Origin of the sequence: Klebsiella sp. C239 (assembly GCF_048822715.1) — a bacterium.
GTDB lineage: Bacteria > Pseudomonadota > Gammaproteobacteria > Enterobacterales > Enterobacteriaceae > Klebsiella > Klebsiella quasipneumoniae.
Map to the genome: position 1 here is coordinate 1 of NZ_JBMEZK010000001.1, position 14,353 is coordinate 14,353.

A 14,353-nucleotide genomic window follows, 5' to 3' on the forward strand; every position below is an offset into this window, starting at 1 on the left:
CCGGTCGAAAGACCGGGCTTTTTGTTTTTGCGTTTAAAAAGAACCCCGTCCCGAAAGGTGCGGGGTTTTTTGCTGTGTGGGGTATATCTCCCCGGTGGCGCTGCGCTTACCGGGGCTACGGATCCGTAGCCCGGACAAGGTGCGCAGCACCGCCTCCGGGGAAAATCCCGCCATACCCGCACCATTATCTTCATTCAAAGCAACATAAAACCCCGTCATGGCAAACCCTTCGCCATAATCCACTTTTTCCTTGCCTCTGCGCTGGCGTTGATCGCGAAAACCGTGCTTGCGAAAAAAAATGTGAATGCAATCACATATAAAGATATAACAATTATATAACATTTAGTTTACTAACTAATTTGTCTGCGTGACGTGGTACGCCCGACAAGACAGACTGCAGTCTTTGCTGGAGCAATATAACAATGACAGAGAGTAGCATTACCGAACGGGCCGCGCCGGAGCAGGCCGATACCCGTCGTCGTATTTGGGCAATTGTTGGCGCTTCCTCGGGAAATCTGGTTGAGTGGTTTGATTTTTATGTCTACTCATTCTGCTCGCTCTATTTTGCCCATATCTTCTTTCCCTCCGGAAATACCACCACTCAACTTTTACAAACGGCAGGCGTATTCGCCGCCGGATTTCTGATGCGTCCTATCGGTGGGTGGCTGTTTGGTCGGATCGCCGACCGCCGCGGACGTAAAGCTTCCATGCTTATTTCGGTCTGTATGATGTGCTTTGGTTCACTGGTGATTGCCTGCCTGCCGGGCTACGCGGTCATCGGCACCTGGGCTCCGGCGCTGCTGCTGTTGGCCCGTCTGTTTCAGGGGCTGTCGGTCGGTGGAGAATATGGCACCAGCGCGACCTATATGAGTGAAGTGGCGATTGAAGGAAAGAAAGGCTTCTATGCCTCTTTCCAGTACGTCACGTTAATTGGCGGTCAACTGCTGGCGGTATTAGTGGTCGTGGCGCTCCAGCAGGTGCTGAGCGACGAAGATTTGCATGCCTGGGGATGGCGTATTCCTTTTGCTCTCGGGGCAGTACTGGCTATCGTCGCGCTGTGGCTGCGTCGCCAGCTGGACGAAACCTCGAAGCAGGAGACCCGGGCGCTGAAAGAGGCTGGCTCATTTAAAGGGTTGTGGCGTAATCGCCGGGCTTTCGTGATGGTGTTGGGCTTTACTGCCGCCGGATCGCTGACCTTCTATACCTTTACTACCTATATGCAAAAGTATCTGGTCAACACGGCGGGCATGACGGCCAGCACCGCCAGCGTGATCATGACCGCGGCGCTGTTCGTTTATATGCTGGTTCAACCGCTGTTCGGCGCCTTTTCGGATAAAGTTGGCCGCCGTACCTCCATGCTGTGCTTTGGCGTGCTGGCGACATTATTTACCGTGCCTATCCTGAGCGCCTTGCAAAAAGTGAGCTCACCCTATGCTGCCTTCGGCCTGGTGATCTGCGCCTTGCTGATTGTCAGTTTCTATACCTCGATCAGCGGCATCCTGAAGGCCGAGATGTTCCCGGCGCAGGTTCGCGCGCTTGGGGTAGGGCTGTCCTATGCCGTCGCGAATGCCCTGTTTGGCGGCTCGGCGGAATATGTCGCGCTGTCGCTGAAATCGGCGGGGATAGAGCACGCGTTCTACTGGTACGTGACGGTGATGGCGGCCATCGCCTTCCTGGTCTCCCTGATGCTGCATCGCAAAGGCAAAGGCCTGCGTCTTTAGCCGTTACTGGTGCGCCAGTTGCCAAACAGCGTAGCCGGTGGTCGCGCCGGCTACATCCCAGGCGAAATCCTTCCAGCTCCAGCCGCTGCCTGCCGGGCGGCTGTCCCAAAGCTCTTTTGAGGCGCCGAGGCTGACGGAAAACATCAGGCCGATAGCAGCGCTGCGGTCCCAGCTGTAACCCTGATGTTGCGCATATTCATTGCCGGCGGCAGACAGCATCGCCGAGGCCAGAAAATGCTGGGCTTTGTCCTGACCGGACCATGCATCATTTGCCATGTGGCTGCAGCCCGTTAACATCAGCGAAGCAATCACGATTATCGTACGCATAGCGCTTCCAGAAAAAAGCCCCGTCGAGGCGGGGCTGATTGTCAGAGAATACGGCTGATCAGCCGGTCAATGCGGATCCGCCGCAGTCGGCGGATCAGTTTACGCACTTTCACCGGATAGTCGGCAATACTTTGCAGATCCCGATAATGTTTCACCACCGTGGTGTGGGTGCGGATGAGCTTCAGCTCTTTCTCCCGCATGGCTCCCAGCTGCTGCTTTGGATCGTGGATCAAAATGGCATTTTCCAGATCGAGTCGCCAGGCGCGCGGGTTAAGGTTGTTGCCGGTGAGCAGCATCCACTCGTCGTCAACCCACATGCCCTTCAGGTGGTAGCTGTTATCGTCATCCTTCCACAGGCGGACGATCAGCTGATCGGTATTCACATAATACTGCAGCCGGCTGAGGAAACGCCGCAGGTTGATCTCATACAGATAAGGAAGCGCGCCGATGATTTTAAACGGCTGATCTTCCGGAATATAGAAATCGTTAGCGGTTTTATCGCCGACAATAATCTCCACCTGTTTACCGTCGCGCAGCAGCTGGATGATATTTCTTACCAGCACGGCAGGAAGGTTGAAGTAGGGGGTGCAGATCGTTAACTTGTGCTCGGCACAGGGCATCAGGTGAAAGATAGTTTTGTTCAGCAGGCTGGATTTCCCCAGGCCTACCAGCGGGGTGACGGAGAGTTCTTCGTCACCGGCGGTGCCGACAAAATGGTAGCTGCGGTCGCGCAGCTCCTGACGGTACTGGCGAATATCGTTTTTGATTTCCGGACTTTTTGGCCGATCCGGTCTGTCGAGACGATTCACGCCGCGTCCCTGAACCAGATTATTGTCGACCCAGTCGAACATGACGTCCGCCATTTTGCCGTTACGGATGCACTGATAGCGGTCATAGCGGTACTTATCATGCTGATGCAGATAAACATCGTTCAGGCTGGCGCCGCTGTAGAGGACGCAGTCATCGATAATAAAGCCTTTGAAATGGAGAACGCCGAGCGCCTCCCGGGTGTTAATCGGCACGCCGTAAACGGGGATCTCTACGCCCGGATTTTCATTGGCCATCCGACAATACCAGTCAGCATTGGTGTTGGAGGCGGCGGCGCCGATACGGCCACGTTGAGCGCGGTGCCAGTCAACGAGGACGCGAACATCCAGTTGCGGACGCTGACGTTTGGCGTCATAAAGGGCCTGCAAAATTCCTTTTCCGCCATCATCTTGCTCCAGGTAGAGCGCAATAATGCATATACGCTGAGTGGCGTTGGCAATCCGGGTCAGTAACGCTTCCCTGAAATCCGCAGGGGCGTAAAAGAACTCTACATCATCAACTGACTGAGAAAGCTTAGGGAGTTGGGCAAGGTGTTGTTGATGTTTATTACGCTTAAATTTTGACAACATCACAGTGCGTTTCTTCTCTGTTTATTGAAGGGTCTTCTGTACCATGCAGACGACGTAAGCGGGCAATAATACCATTACTACCCGCTAATGTGGTCAACAATTGCGGTCAGCGTCGCGCGATTATCCCTGATTCAGGGGCAGCGACAGACTGACAATCCCATCTTCCAGCTGAATATCAACGGTGAATCCCAGCTTTCTGGCGAGGCCGATCATGCCTCGGTTATTCGGCATCGTAATCCCATTCAGCCGTTGCAGGCCATGGCTTTGCGTATAGGCGATCAGCTTTTCCAGCAGCCTTCGCCCCAGGCCTAACCCTTTCAAATCTGAACGGACCAGCACAGCAAACTCGGCATCAATATTGTCAGGGTCGGAGATCGCCCGCGTCACGCCGAGGATCTCGCTCTGTTCCGCGGTGGTCCTGACGGCGACGAACGCCATTTCACGATCGTAGTCGATCTGGGTCATATTGGCTAAGTCGTCATGGGTAAATTCGTTGATCTCACTAAAATAGCGATAATAGAGATCTTCTTTGGTGACCTGAGCGATAAACGCGAGCAACTGCGGTTCATCTTCCGGAAGGATCGGCCGGAACAGACAGCGATCGCCATTTTTCATCACCACCCACTCCTCCAGCTGGTGCGGATAGGGACGAATAGCGAGACGGCTTTCACTGTCGCCGCTAAAGGGAGCAAGCCCCAGGGTAACGTCCAGCGCCGTAAACTCGTTGCCGGAGGCGAGCAAGGGATGAATATCCAGCCGCTGGATCTCCGGGCAGTCGACGATCAGGTTCGAGACTTGAACCAGCAGCTGGCTTAAGCCTGCGATATCCAGCGGTCGCAATGCGCTGCGGCCGCGGATCTTCTTATTTTTGATCGCCTGGATCACCAGATAACGCGCCAGGTTCATATTCAGCGGCGGCAGCGCCACAGCGGCCTGGTCCTCGGCCCGCCACTCCACGCCGCCTTCGCCCAACATAATCAACGGGCCGAAGAGGGGATCGTGCTCAACCACCACTCTCAGTTCCTGGGCGCCGGCGCGATTGGCCATACTCTGCACCAGCAGGCCATGAATGCGCGCCTGGGGCCAGGCCAGCCTGACGCGATCGATCATCGCATCCGCTGCCTGCTGTACTTCTGCCGCGGTACGCAGATACAACATGACCCCCTGTACTTCTGATTTGTGCGGAATATCCGGGGAACGCAGCTTCAACGCAACCGGATAGCCTATCTGCTCAGCGATATGCACCGCTTCCGCGCTGTCAGCGGCGATCCAGGTTGGCAGTGTGTGGATACCGTAGGCCCGGAGCACCGGGCTGACCTCGTGGGTATCCAGCGTGGTGGCGCCGTCATCTATCGCTTGCTGGAGCAGAGCATGCGCTTCGCTGGTATTGGCGGTTAACGAGTCCGGCAGCACTGGAGTCTCGCGCAGCTGTTTCTGGTTACGGCGGTACTCGACCATATGCATAAAGGCGGTGATGGTGCCCTCCGGCGTACGGTAGGTGGGAAGGCCGGCATCGCTGAACAGCCGTCGCGCCTCCTGGGAAGAGAATTCGCCGCACCAGTTGGTCAGCACGGTGACATATTTGCCACGCGGATGGTGCTTCAGGGCGTCTATCAGCGCCAGGGCGCTCTCGGTGCCCGGCGCGGCGGCGCTGGGCGAGTGGATCACCAGCAGCGCGTCGTAGTCCTGACTGTTAAGCAGAATGTTCACCGCCCGCTGATAGTGTTCGCTGCTGGCGTCATCGCGTAGATCCAGTGGGTTGGCGATCTCAACGCCGCCCGGCAGCGCCTGGCGCAGGGCGCCGCGCGTCTCCTCGCTGAGGGTCGCCAGCTTACCGTTACGCAACCAAAGCTCATCCAGCGCCAGCGCCGCCGGCGCCGCGCCGTTGCTGACGATCATCAGTTTTTCACCGCGCAGCGGGCGCATATGGCTCAGGGTTTCTACGGCGGAGAACAGCTCATGGGTATCCTGGACCCGCAGCAGACCAGCACGCTGGATGGCCGCATCCCATGCCGGATCCATCCCTGAATTGACGTGCAACAGTTTCTGCGCCGCGGGACTACGGCCGCTTTTGATCACCAGGATTGGCTTGTTTCGCGAGGCGCTGCGCGCGGCGGAGACAAACCGGCGCGCGTCGCTGAGATGCTCAAGGTAAAGCAAAATGGCGCTGGTTTTGCTGTCGCGGGCCAGAAAGTCCAACAGGTCATCGACATCTATATCCAGGCTATCGCCCAGCGCGATGAAGTAGGAAAACCCCATCTCGCGCTGTTGCGCCCAGTCAAGGATGGTGTTGGAGACGGCGGCCGACTGCGAGATAAAGGCCAGTTTACCGCGGTGGATCGCGACCGGCGAAAAGCTGGCGTTCAGGCCTTGCCACGGCGCCAGCAGCCCCAGGCTGTTTGGGCCGAGCAGGCGCATCTGATAGCGCGCAGCGCATTCGAGCAGCGCCGGATACTGTTCCGGCTGCGAAGAGAGGATGATGCAGGTCTTGCAGCCTTTCTGCCCCAGGGCTTCGAGCAACTCGAGATTACGTCGCGCGTTGGTACAAAGCACCGCCAGATCCGGCGTAAACGGCAGCTTCTCAATGGTGGGCCACGCCAGCACCCCAAGCACCGCCTTCCAGGCGGGGGTCACCGGCAGTACCGGGCCATTGAAGCCGCCGGCTAGCAGGTTGCGCATCATGAGATAGCCAGCGCGCTGCGGCTTCATTGATGCGCCAATAACGGCGATGGATTTTGGTCGCAGCAGCGCTTCCAGGCCTCGTTGGCTCATACCGGTCTCCTTTCATCCCAGTGACCGAATGATTTTAAACGTTTTCCGCCTGGCCCGCTGTGATACTGCCCTTATGCTGGGTTTTTCCCGCCAGGTAGCGGGTCCGGAAGCGGGTGAAGTGTTCGCCAAGCGCTGCGGCGGCCGGCGCATCGCCCGCCAGATCCAGCAGGGCGATGGCCACTTCCGCGGTACAATATTGTCCGTCGGCGTGCGCCTCGCGCAGATGGTAGGCTGAGATGCGCGACAGATCGACGGAGATGATCGGCAGCGCGTCCAGATAAGGGCTCTTACGGAACATTTTACGCGCTTCGGTCCAGGTGCCATCGAGCATGATAAACAGCGGCGGTTTGCCGGACGGTGGCGCGCTCAGGACCTGGCGCTCCGGTGCGGCGTAGGAGGCGGGGAACACCACCACCGGCTGGTAATCGGGATGGGCGACCAGATCGAGCAGCCCCTGCGGCGGCTCGGTTCTCGACCATTGATAAGCCTCGGTATTCGGCAGAATATCGGCGATGAGCCGGCCGGTGTTGCTGGGCTTCATCGGCTCCGTATCAAACATCACCAGGCAGAAACGGCTGGTAGCCTGCGCCGGCGTTAACGTGGCGCACAGGCACTGCTTGAGCGGCAGCAGACAGCGCTGGCAGCGGCGGATGCGGTTGCCGCGAGCAAGGAAAGGGCGGGTGGCTCGCGCGAGACGTTCGGCGCGCAGGCGAAGGACAGCGTTATCAGTCATGGGAGTCGTTAGTGAAAAACGCTATTGTCGCAGAGGCGAAAACGGGGCACAAGCGGTGCCCCGGAAGGATTACTGCTGTCCGGCTTCGTTTAGCCAGCTATCAAATGGCGCTTTTGGCACCGCGCCATTGAGCATGTCGATCACTTCGCCATTTTTGAACATCATAATGGTCGGGATGCTGCGGATACGAAACCGTGCGCTAAGCTCACGTTCCGCTTCGGTGTTAACTTTTACAAAACGCATCTTCCCGCTACGCTCTTCCGCGACGTCTTCAAAGATCGGCGCGAAGCTGCGGCAGGGACCGCACCATGGCGCCCAGAAATCGACAACGACCGGCAGATCGTCCTTTAAGAGTTTATCCAGCGTTGCCCCGGTCGCGTTGATGACGTCGCCATCAAAAAGATCGTGACCGCAGCGTCCGCACTTTGCGCCATCCGCGCTACGATCGTCCGGGAGGCGGTTCAGAGCCTGACAACTGGCACAAACGGTATTCATAACTAACCTCTGGTTATGGGTTGCAACGTGGCACGTGGCCGATATGTTTCTGTGATGTTACATATTATCGATTAAGTGTTATTTAAGGACAATGCGTTTTGTTCGATGAGTGCAATAGAGGCCGTCTTTTAAACGAAATCATGGCGAAGCGATGACACATCGGGTAATCTGCGCGCTTCGCGCAGCGCAGGTGGAGAAAATTGATGAGCGACGAACTGAAAAATAAAAGCGGCAAGGTCAAAGTGATGTATGTCCGCAGTGATGATGATTCTGACAAACGCACCCATAACCCACGTACCGGGAAAGGGGGAGGTCGTCCAGGAAAATCTCGTGTTGACGGCCGCAGCCGCCCTGCGCGTGACGAACGAAACAGCCGCGGTGACGATCGTAAACGCGATGACCGCAAGCGTGATGAGCGCAAGCGCGATGATTTTAATCGTGACGATGCGTCCCCGTGGCGTACCGTTTCTCGCGCTCCTGGCGATGAGACGCCGGTAAAAGAGGATCATGGCGGGATCAGCGGGAAGAGCTTTATCGATCCGGAAGTACTGCGTCGCCAGCGTGCGGAAGAGACCCGCGTGTATGGTGAAAACGCCTGTCAGGCCCTGTTCCTGAGCCGCCCGGAAGCCATTGTCCGCGCCTGGTTTATCCAGAGCGTGACGCCGCGCTTTAAAGAGGCGCTGCGCTGGATGGCGGCTAACCGTAAAGCCTATCATGTGGTTGATGAAGCCGAGCTGGCGAAAGCCTCCGGGACCGATCACCACGGCGGCGTCTGCTTCCTGATCAAAAAACGCCACGGTACCTCTGTTGCCCAGTGGGTCGCGAAGGCCGCAGAAGAAGATTGCGTTCTGGCGCTGGAGGACGTGGGTAACCCGCACAACCTCGGGGCGATCATGCGCAGCTGCGCGCACTTCGGCGTGAAGGGTGTTGTGGTTCAGGATGCCGGCGTGCTGGAGTCCGGCGCGGCGATCCGTACGGCGGAAGGCGGTGCGGAACATGTTGAACCGATCACCGGCGACAGCTTCATCGATACTCTGGATCAGTTCCGTCAGGCGGGCTACGCGATTGTCTCGACCTCCAGCCATAATGGTACCCCGCTGTTTAAAGCCGAGCTGCCGAAGAAAATGGTGCTGGTGTTAGGCCAGGAGCGCGATGGCCTGTCGGATGCAGCCATCTCCAGCGCGGACCTCAGCGTCGCCATCGATGGTACCGGCAATGTCGAAAGCCTGAACGTCTCTGTGGCGACCGGCGTCCTGCTGGCGGAATGGTGGCGTCAGAACAAGGCGTAATACCTGTCCCTGAATACAAAAGCCAGCTGATGCTGGCTTTTTTTATGGCTGTCGATCACTCGCTTTCGGCGGGAAGGACCGGCATCCAGTCAATCGGCGCTTCGCCGCGATCGGCCAGCCACTGATTGGTTTGCACGAAATGGTTGCTGCCAAAGAAGCCGCGATGCGCGGAGAGCGGTGAAGGGTGCGGCGCCTTCAGTACGCAGTGGCGCTGGCGATCGATAATCGCGCCTTTCTTCTGCGCATGGGAGCCCCACAGCAGAAAGACCACCCCCTCGCAGTGCTCATTGATTAAGGCGATTACCTTATCGGTAAACGTCTCCCAGCCGAGGCTGGCGTGCGAGTGCGCCTGCCCGGCGCGGACGGTCAGGACCGTATTAAGCAGGAGCACCCCCTGGCGCGCCCAGCTTTCCAGGTAACCATGGGTAGGGCGGGTAAAGCCAGGGATAGTGGCCTCCAGCTCTTTGTACATATTCAGCAGCGAGGGCGGGATTGCGACGCCCGGGCGAACCGAGAACGCCAGACCGTGGGCTTGCCCCGGGCCGTGATAGGGGTCCTGACCGAGAATGACGACTTTGACATCGCCCAGTTCGGTAAAGCGAAACGCATTAAAGACATCTTTTTGCGGTGGATAGATGGTGATCCCGGACTGGCGCTCTTCGGCGACGGTCTTCAGAGTATTGAGAAAATAGGGTTGTTGCTTTTCATCCGCCAGCACGTCATGCCAGGTTAAAGGGGTGGTCATCTTGCTCTCCTGCAAAGGGTCATCGCTATAGCTTAACGGCTTCTTTCTACAGAACAAAATCGGCACGGCTTGACGCGGGCCTTTATGCAAAAAAAATTGAAAATTTACAAAATTATTTATAGCGGCTTATGGCGTAACTTGATGTAAAACAATAAAATCCTTGCATACCCACTTAGAGTGAGTGGTTTTTATTGATTTACATCAAAGAATGCCGAGGGTGCGGCTGATATATATACACTCATACAACAATGGTTTTACCAATTGGCCGCGAAGAGGCCAAAATCGAATAAACACTGCCTGGGAGGCATCAAATGATTACTGGTATCCAAATTACTAAAGCGGCAAACGACGACCTGCTGAACTCTTTCTGGCTGCTGGATAGCGAAAAAGGCGAAGCGCGTTGCCTGTGCGCCAAAGGTGGTTTTGCGGAAGATGACGTGGTGGCGGTCAGCAAACTGGGTGAAATCGAATACCGTGAAATCCCGGTAGACGTGAAACCAGAAGTTCGCGTGGAAGGCGGTCAGCACCTGAACGTTAACGTGCTGCGTCGCGAAACCCTGCTGGACGCGGTTGAGCATCCGGAAAAATACCCGCAGCTGACCATTCGTGTTTCCGGCTACGCGGTACGCTTCAACTCCCTGACTCCGGAACAGCAGCGCGACGTTATCGCTCGTACCTTTACCGAAAGCCTGTAAGGCTAACGCCAGATGTGAAAACGCCGGGATATCCCGGCGTTTTTTTTACTCTTCGCTGGACGCTGATGGCGTCCCGGTCGCGCTTGGCTTCCGGCGCTTACCGATATTTTTCGTATCGCGGTGGCGCTTCTTCACCCGCGGCTTCTCTTTTTCTTTCTCTTTTTTCTCGGCGCGTTTCGCCAGCACTTTCTTCGATGGCTTACCGGTCAACTTCTCGCTTGGCGCGCGGGTTTTGGGTCGCAATTCATCAATCACGCGAGCTTTCAGCGGTTCTTCAACGTAGCGGCCGATCTTGCCCAGCAGCAGGTGATCGTGCGCTTCAACCAGCGAAATCGCGGTGCCTTTCTTACCTGCACGGCCGGTACGACCGATACGGTGCAGATAGATGTCGGCGGTGCGCGGCATATCGAAGTTAAAGACGTGGCTGACGTCCGGAATATCGATACCGCGGGCGGCGACGTCGGTGGCGATCAGCACGTTTACGCGGCCGTCGGTCAGACGCTTAATGGCTTCGTTACGCTTGGCCTGCACCATCTCGCCTTCCAGCCAGCAGGTGTTAATCCCCGCTTCACGCAGCCAGTTGGCCAACTCATGCACGCGCTCGCGCTTGCGCACAAAGACGATAGCGCGGGTAGCTTCCGGCTGTTGCAGCAGATTCACCAGCAGCCTGGTCTTATGTTCGATATCGTCCGCGCGATAGTACCATTGATGGATTTTCTTACGCTCGCGAGTCGACGGGGTAGCGGAAACTTCAACCGGCTCTTCCAGCAGGCGCTCAGCGAAGTCTTTGATCGCATCGCCTTCCAGCGTCGCGGAGAACAGCATGGTCTGCTTGCGCCAGCGGGTTTCACCAGCGATGGTTTCGATATCCTGCGCAAAGCCCATGTCCAGCATGCGGTCGGCTTCATCGAGGATCAGGGTCTCGACGGCGCGGCAGTCGAAGTTCTCTTCTTTTATATACTGCAGCAGGCGACCAGTGGTGGCGACCACGATGTCCTGGTTTTCGCTGAACACTTCCGCGTGGTTCATGTAGGCTACGCCGCCGGTAATGGTGGCGATATCCAGATGGGTATGCTTCGCCAGCTCGCGGGCGTGGTCAGCCACCTGCATCGCCAGCTCACGGGTCGGCGTCAGGATAAGAATACGCGGCGGGCCGGATTTCTTACGCGGGAAATCGAGCAGGTGCTGCAACGCTGGCAGCAGATACGCCGCCGTTTTACCGGTGCCGGTCGGCGCTGAACCGAGAATGTCACGGCCATCGAGCGCAGGCGGAATAGCGGCGGCCTGAATGGCTGTCGGGCGAGTGAAACCTTTATCCTGGAGGGCTTCCAGCAGGTTTTCGTCGAGTTCAAGTTCGGAAAAAGTCGTTACAGTCATGTTCTACCTCTGAGTGGGCCGCCGATTATAGACGTTACTGACGTAATGTTCATCTGTTTGTAAGGCTATCTGTTCTCCGGTATTGTGCATAGCCTTACGTTCAGGAGTTTTTTGTCGGCAAGGTTATTGAGGATGTCTCAGTCGAAGTTTGCGCTGCCGCGCAATGGTTTTACCTTCAAACAGTTTTTTGTCGCCCACGATCGTTGCGCGATGAAGGTGGGTACCGACGGCATTTTGCTCGGCGCCTGGGCGCCGATTGCCGGGGTGAAACATGTGCTGGATATTGGCGCCGGCAGCGGCCTGCTGGCGCTAATGCTCGCGCAGCGTACCGGCGATGATGTGCGTGTCGATGCGGTCGAACTGGATGAGGAGGCCGCCGCCCAGGCGCAGGAAAATGCCCTTGCGTCGCCATGGGCTTCGCGGGTTGAGGTCTGTCAGGCCGATATCCATCAGTGGCAGCCGCCGCAGACCCGACGCTATCAACTGATAATCAGTAACCCGCCCTTTTTTGCGGAAGGGGTGCCTTGCGCCACCTCGCAGCGGGAGCAGGCGCGGTATACCACGACGCTCGATCACGCTTCTCTGCTGACCTGTGCCGCTGAGCATATCACCGAAGAAGGCTTTTTTTGCGTGGTGCTGCCGGTCGATATCGGTAATGCGTTTATCGAACGGGCAACCGCGATGGGCTGGCACCTGCGACTGCGCACTGACGTGGCGGAGACCGAGCTGCGGCCGCCGCATCGGGTGCTGCTGGCTTTCTCCCCGACGGCGGGGGAGTGTTTCAGCGACAGGCTGGCGATCCGCGGGCCAGAGCAGCAGTATTCAGAAGGCTTTACCGCTCTGACCGAGGATTTTTATCTCTTTATGTGAGCCAGGGGCGACAATATCGACGGACCGCTGTTCGGCAGCGGCTGCGGATAGTCAAGGGTGTAATGCAGTCCCCGGCTCTCTTTGCGCAACATCGCGCAGCGTACGATAAGTTCCGCCACCTGCACCAGATTGCGCAGCTCCAGCAGATTATTCGAGACGCGGAAGCGGGCGTAATACTCATCCAGCTCCTGCTGCAGCATGGTAATGCGCCGCAGGGCGCGCTCCAGCCTGCGGGTGGTGCGCACAATCCCCACGTAATCCCACATCAGCAGGCGCAGCTCGTGCCAGTTATGTTGGATAACCACCAGTTCATCCGGGATCTCCACCTGACTTTCATCCCACGCCGGCAGGGTGCTGACCTTCTGGGCCAGCGGCAGGCGACGGGCAATATCTTCTGCGGCGGACCAGCCGTAAACCAGACACTCCAGCAGCGAGTTCGAGGCCATACGGTTCGCGCCGTGCAGCCCGGTATAGCTGACTTCGCCGATGGCGTATAACCCATCGACGTCGGTGCGGCCATTATCATCCACCATCACGCCGCCGCAGGTGTAATGCGCGGCAGGGACGACCGGTACCGGATCTTTGGTTAAATCAATTCCCAGACCGAGCAGCTTTTCGTAAATCATCGGGAAGTGCTGGCGAACAAACGCCTCGGGTTTATGGCTGATATCAAGGAACATACAGTCAACGCCAAGGCGCTTCATCTCATGATCGATGGCGCGGGCGACGATATCGCGTGGGGCCAGCTCGCCGCGTTCGTCAAAGTCCGGCATAAAGCGGGTGCCGTCCGGGCGTTTAAGGTGGGCGCCTTCGCCGCGCAGCGCTTCGGTCAGCAGGAAATTGCGCGCCTGCGGATGATACAGCGCGGTGGGGTGAAATTGGTTGAATTCCAGATTCGCCACCCGGCAGCCCGCCCGCCAGGCCATCGCGATACCGTCTCCGGAAGAGACGTCGGGGTTAGTGGTGTATTGATAAACCTTGGCGGCTCCGCCGGTGGCGAGCACCACCGCCTTCGCGCTGCAGGTTTCCACGCGCTCTTTATTGCGGTTCCAGATCCATGCCCCGACCACCCGGCGCGTGCCCGGCAGGCCAATCTTATCCGATACGATCAAGTCGACGGCATTGCTGCGCTCAAGGATGCGGATATTGGGATGGGCGAGGGCTTTATCGACCAGCGTCGTCTCCACCGCTTTGCCGGTAGCGTCGGCGGCGTGAAGAATGCGCCGATGGCTGTGGCCCCCTTCGCGCGTGAGATGATAGCTCTCTTCGCCATTGGCCTGGACCTGGGTATCAAACAATACGCCCTGATCGATAAGCCACTGGACGCATGGCCTGGCGTTGCTGGCGACGAAGGTGACCGCATGGCGATCGCATAACCCTGCGCCGGCGATCAGGGTATCTTCGACATGGGATTCAATACTGTCGGTCTCGTCGAAGACGGCGGCAATCCCGCCCTGCGCATAGAACGTCGAACCTTCGCTGATCGGCCCTTTGCTCAACACCGTCACCGAACTGTGCTCTGCAAGGCGCAGCGCAAGAGAGAGGCCGGCAGCGCCGCTGCCGATAATCAACACATCACAAGAGAAGTCAGGAGTGGTATTCATCGTCTTTGTTTAATTTACTAAACACATTTAGCTCACAATAGCACCAGCTCGTGAGGAATCGTACAATTTTTTTTAACTGGCGTTGTGACGGCTAAACAGCAGACGAGCAGAAACGGTCTGGAGCACGGCGAAAATGAGACGCGTGGCAGGTTGATAGCATTGGATTTTATAGTGAAATAAACGCCGTGTTACGATACCCTTCAGACGGGCCTGCGCTTTTTCTTATTGACTAACCTATCGTTTAGCAACCTGGGCATATAATGATTGATAACGATCTGCCGCCGTTGCCAGACAAAAAACAAAAGCGTAACGGAACTTTATTGTTTTC

At 57.3% G+C, this 14,353-nt stretch carries 13 protein-coding genes; 4 read left to right on the forward strand and 9 right to left on the reverse strand.

Annotated elements, in window-relative coordinates; genetic code table 11:
* Window positions 1-33: 33 nt before the first annotated feature.
* Entirely contained in the window at window positions 34-342 is a 309-nt protein-coding gene (locus ACOI6Z_RS00005; protein ID WP_410039842.1) for a hypothetical protein, read from the reverse strand.
* An 80-nt stretch (window positions 343-422) separates the two neighbouring features.
* On the opposite strand from ACOI6Z_RS00005, the gene ACOI6Z_RS00010 reads away from it, so the two are divergent.
* Entirely contained in the window at window positions 423-1,721 is a 1,299-nt protein-coding gene (locus ACOI6Z_RS00010; protein ID WP_023290679.1) for an MFS transporter, read from the forward strand.
* A gap of 3 nt (window positions 1,722-1,724) precedes the next feature.
* Here ACOI6Z_RS00010 and ACOI6Z_RS00015 read toward each other — a convergent pair whose 3' ends face one another.
* From ACOI6Z_RS00015 to trxC, 5 genes are all read right to left on the reverse strand, one after another.
* Window positions 1,725-2,048 (reverse strand): YfiM family lipoprotein, encoded by a 324-nt coding sequence (locus ACOI6Z_RS00015; protein WP_101991365.1) that lies wholly within the window; start codon window positions 2,046-2,048, stop codon window positions 1,725-1,727.
* A gap of 41 nt (window positions 2,049-2,089) precedes the next feature.
* Window positions 2,090-3,445, reverse strand: coding sequence for a CDP-diacylglycerol--serine O-phosphatidyltransferase (gene pssA, locus ACOI6Z_RS00020; RefSeq protein WP_023290677.1), 1,356 nt, complete (start codon window positions 3,443-3,445; stop codon window positions 2,090-2,092).
* Window positions 3,446-3,565: 120 nt separating this feature from the next.
* Window positions 3,566-6,217 carry a bifunctional acetate--CoA ligase family protein/GNAT family N-acetyltransferase gene (locus ACOI6Z_RS00025; protein WP_044524371.1) on the reverse strand — a complete coding sequence of 884 codons (2,652 nt, stop codon included), beginning with the start codon at window positions 6,215-6,217 and terminating at the stop codon, window positions 3,566-3,568.
* A 34-nt stretch (window positions 6,218-6,251) separates the two neighbouring features.
* Window positions 6,252-6,950, reverse strand: coding sequence for a tRNA-uridine aminocarboxypropyltransferase (gene tapT, locus ACOI6Z_RS00030; protein WP_050533275.1), 699 nt, complete (start codon window positions 6,948-6,950; stop codon window positions 6,252-6,254).
* A gap of 69 nt (window positions 6,951-7,019) precedes the next feature.
* Window positions 7,020-7,445, reverse strand: a complete 426-nt coding sequence (gene trxC, locus ACOI6Z_RS00035) for a thioredoxin TrxC (RefSeq protein WP_002914091.1) — start codon at window positions 7,443-7,445, stop codon at window positions 7,020-7,022.
* 203 nt (window positions 7,446-7,648) lie between these two features.
* Here trxC and ACOI6Z_RS00040 point away from each other — a divergent pair, with 203 nt between their 5' ends.
* Window positions 7,649-8,734: a tRNA/rRNA methyltransferase gene (locus ACOI6Z_RS00040; protein WP_060590192.1), complete on the forward strand. Its 1,086-nt coding sequence runs from the start codon at window positions 7,649-7,651 to the stop codon at window positions 8,732-8,734.
* Between the two features lie 55 nt (window positions 8,735-8,789).
* On the opposite strand, the gene ung is transcribed toward ACOI6Z_RS00040, so the two are convergent.
* Window positions 8,790-9,479: a uracil-DNA glycosylase gene (ung, locus tag ACOI6Z_RS00045; protein WP_023290673.1), complete on the reverse strand. Its 690-nt coding sequence runs from the start codon at window positions 9,477-9,479 to the stop codon at window positions 8,790-8,792.
* A gap of 311 nt (window positions 9,480-9,790) precedes the next feature.
* On the opposite strand from ung, the gene grcA reads away from it, so the two are divergent.
* On the forward strand, window positions 9,791-10,174 hold the full coding sequence (gene grcA / locus ACOI6Z_RS00050) for an autonomous glycyl radical cofactor GrcA (RefSeq protein WP_002914084.1): 384 nt from the start codon (window positions 9,791-9,793) through the stop codon (window positions 10,172-10,174).
* Between the two features lie 45 nt (window positions 10,175-10,219).
* Here grcA and srmB read toward each other — a convergent pair whose 3' ends face one another.
* Window positions 10,220-11,551 carry an ATP-dependent RNA helicase SrmB gene (gene srmB, locus ACOI6Z_RS00055; protein WP_032453738.1) on the reverse strand — a complete coding sequence of 444 codons (1,332 nt, stop codon included), beginning with the start codon at window positions 11,549-11,551 and terminating at the stop codon, window positions 10,220-10,222.
* A gap of 132 nt (window positions 11,552-11,683) precedes the next feature.
* On the opposite strand from srmB, the gene trmN reads away from it, so the two are divergent.
* On the forward strand, window positions 11,684-12,421 hold the full coding sequence (trmN, locus tag ACOI6Z_RS00060; RefSeq protein WP_049013876.1) for a tRNA(1)(Val) (adenine(37)-N(6))-methyltransferase TrmN: 738 nt from the start codon (window positions 11,684-11,686) through the stop codon (window positions 12,419-12,421).
* Here the strand turns inward: trmN and nadB are convergent.
* The gene (gene nadB / locus ACOI6Z_RS00065; protein ID WP_023290670.1) at window positions 12,406-14,025 is read right to left on the reverse strand and encodes an L-aspartate oxidase; all 1,620 of its coding nucleotides are present in this window, start codon (window positions 14,023-14,025) and stop codon (window positions 12,406-12,408) included. The genes trmN and nadB overlap by 16 nt on opposite strands.
* Between the last annotated feature and the right edge of the window lie 328 nt (window positions 14,026-14,353).

What these genes read in the sequence shown, in the direction of transcription:
- ACOI6Z_RS00005 (WP_410039842.1), bottom strand. Translation starts at nt 342, where the DNA reads ATGTTATATAATTGTTATATCTTTATATGTGATTGCATTCACATTTTT.
- ACOI6Z_RS00010 (WP_023290679.1), top strand. Translation starts at nt 423, where the DNA reads ATGACAGAGAGTAGCATTACCGAACGGGCCGCGCCGGAGCAGGCCGAT.
- ACOI6Z_RS00015 (WP_101991365.1), bottom strand. Translation starts at nt 2,048, where the DNA reads ATGCGTACGATAATCGTGATTGCTTCGCTGATGTTAACGGGCTGCAGC.
- pssA (WP_023290677.1), bottom strand. Translation starts at nt 3,445, where the DNA reads ATGTTGTCAAAATTTAAGCGTAATAAACATCAACAACACCTTGCCCAA.
- ACOI6Z_RS00025 (WP_044524371.1), bottom strand. Translation starts at nt 6,217, where the DNA reads ATGAGCCAACGAGGCCTGGAAGCGCTGCTGCGACCAAAATCCATCGCC.
- tapT (WP_050533275.1), bottom strand. Translation starts at nt 6,950, where the DNA reads ATGACTGATAACGCTGTCCTTCGCCTGCGCGCCGAACGTCTCGCGCGA.
- trxC (WP_002914091.1), bottom strand. Translation starts at nt 7,445, where the DNA reads ATGAATACCGTTTGTGCCAGTTGTCAGGCTCTGAACCGCCTCCCGGAC.
- ACOI6Z_RS00040 (WP_060590192.1), top strand. Translation starts at nt 7,649, where the DNA reads ATGAGCGACGAACTGAAAAATAAAAGCGGCAAGGTCAAAGTGATGTAT.
- ung (WP_023290673.1), bottom strand. Translation starts at nt 9,479, where the DNA reads ATGACCACCCCTTTAACCTGGCATGACGTGCTGGCGGATGAAAAGCAA.
- grcA (WP_002914084.1), top strand. Translation starts at nt 9,791, where the DNA reads ATGATTACTGGTATCCAAATTACTAAAGCGGCAAACGACGACCTGCTG.
- srmB (WP_032453738.1), bottom strand. Translation starts at nt 11,551, where the DNA reads ATGACTGTAACGACTTTTTCCGAACTTGAACTCGACGAAAACCTGCTG.
- trmN (WP_049013876.1), top strand. Translation starts at nt 11,684, where the DNA reads ATGTCTCAGTCGAAGTTTGCGCTGCCGCGCAATGGTTTTACCTTCAAA.
- nadB (WP_023290670.1), bottom strand. Translation starts at nt 14,025, where the DNA reads ATGAATACCACTCCTGACTTCTCTTGTGATGTGTTGATTATCGGCAGC.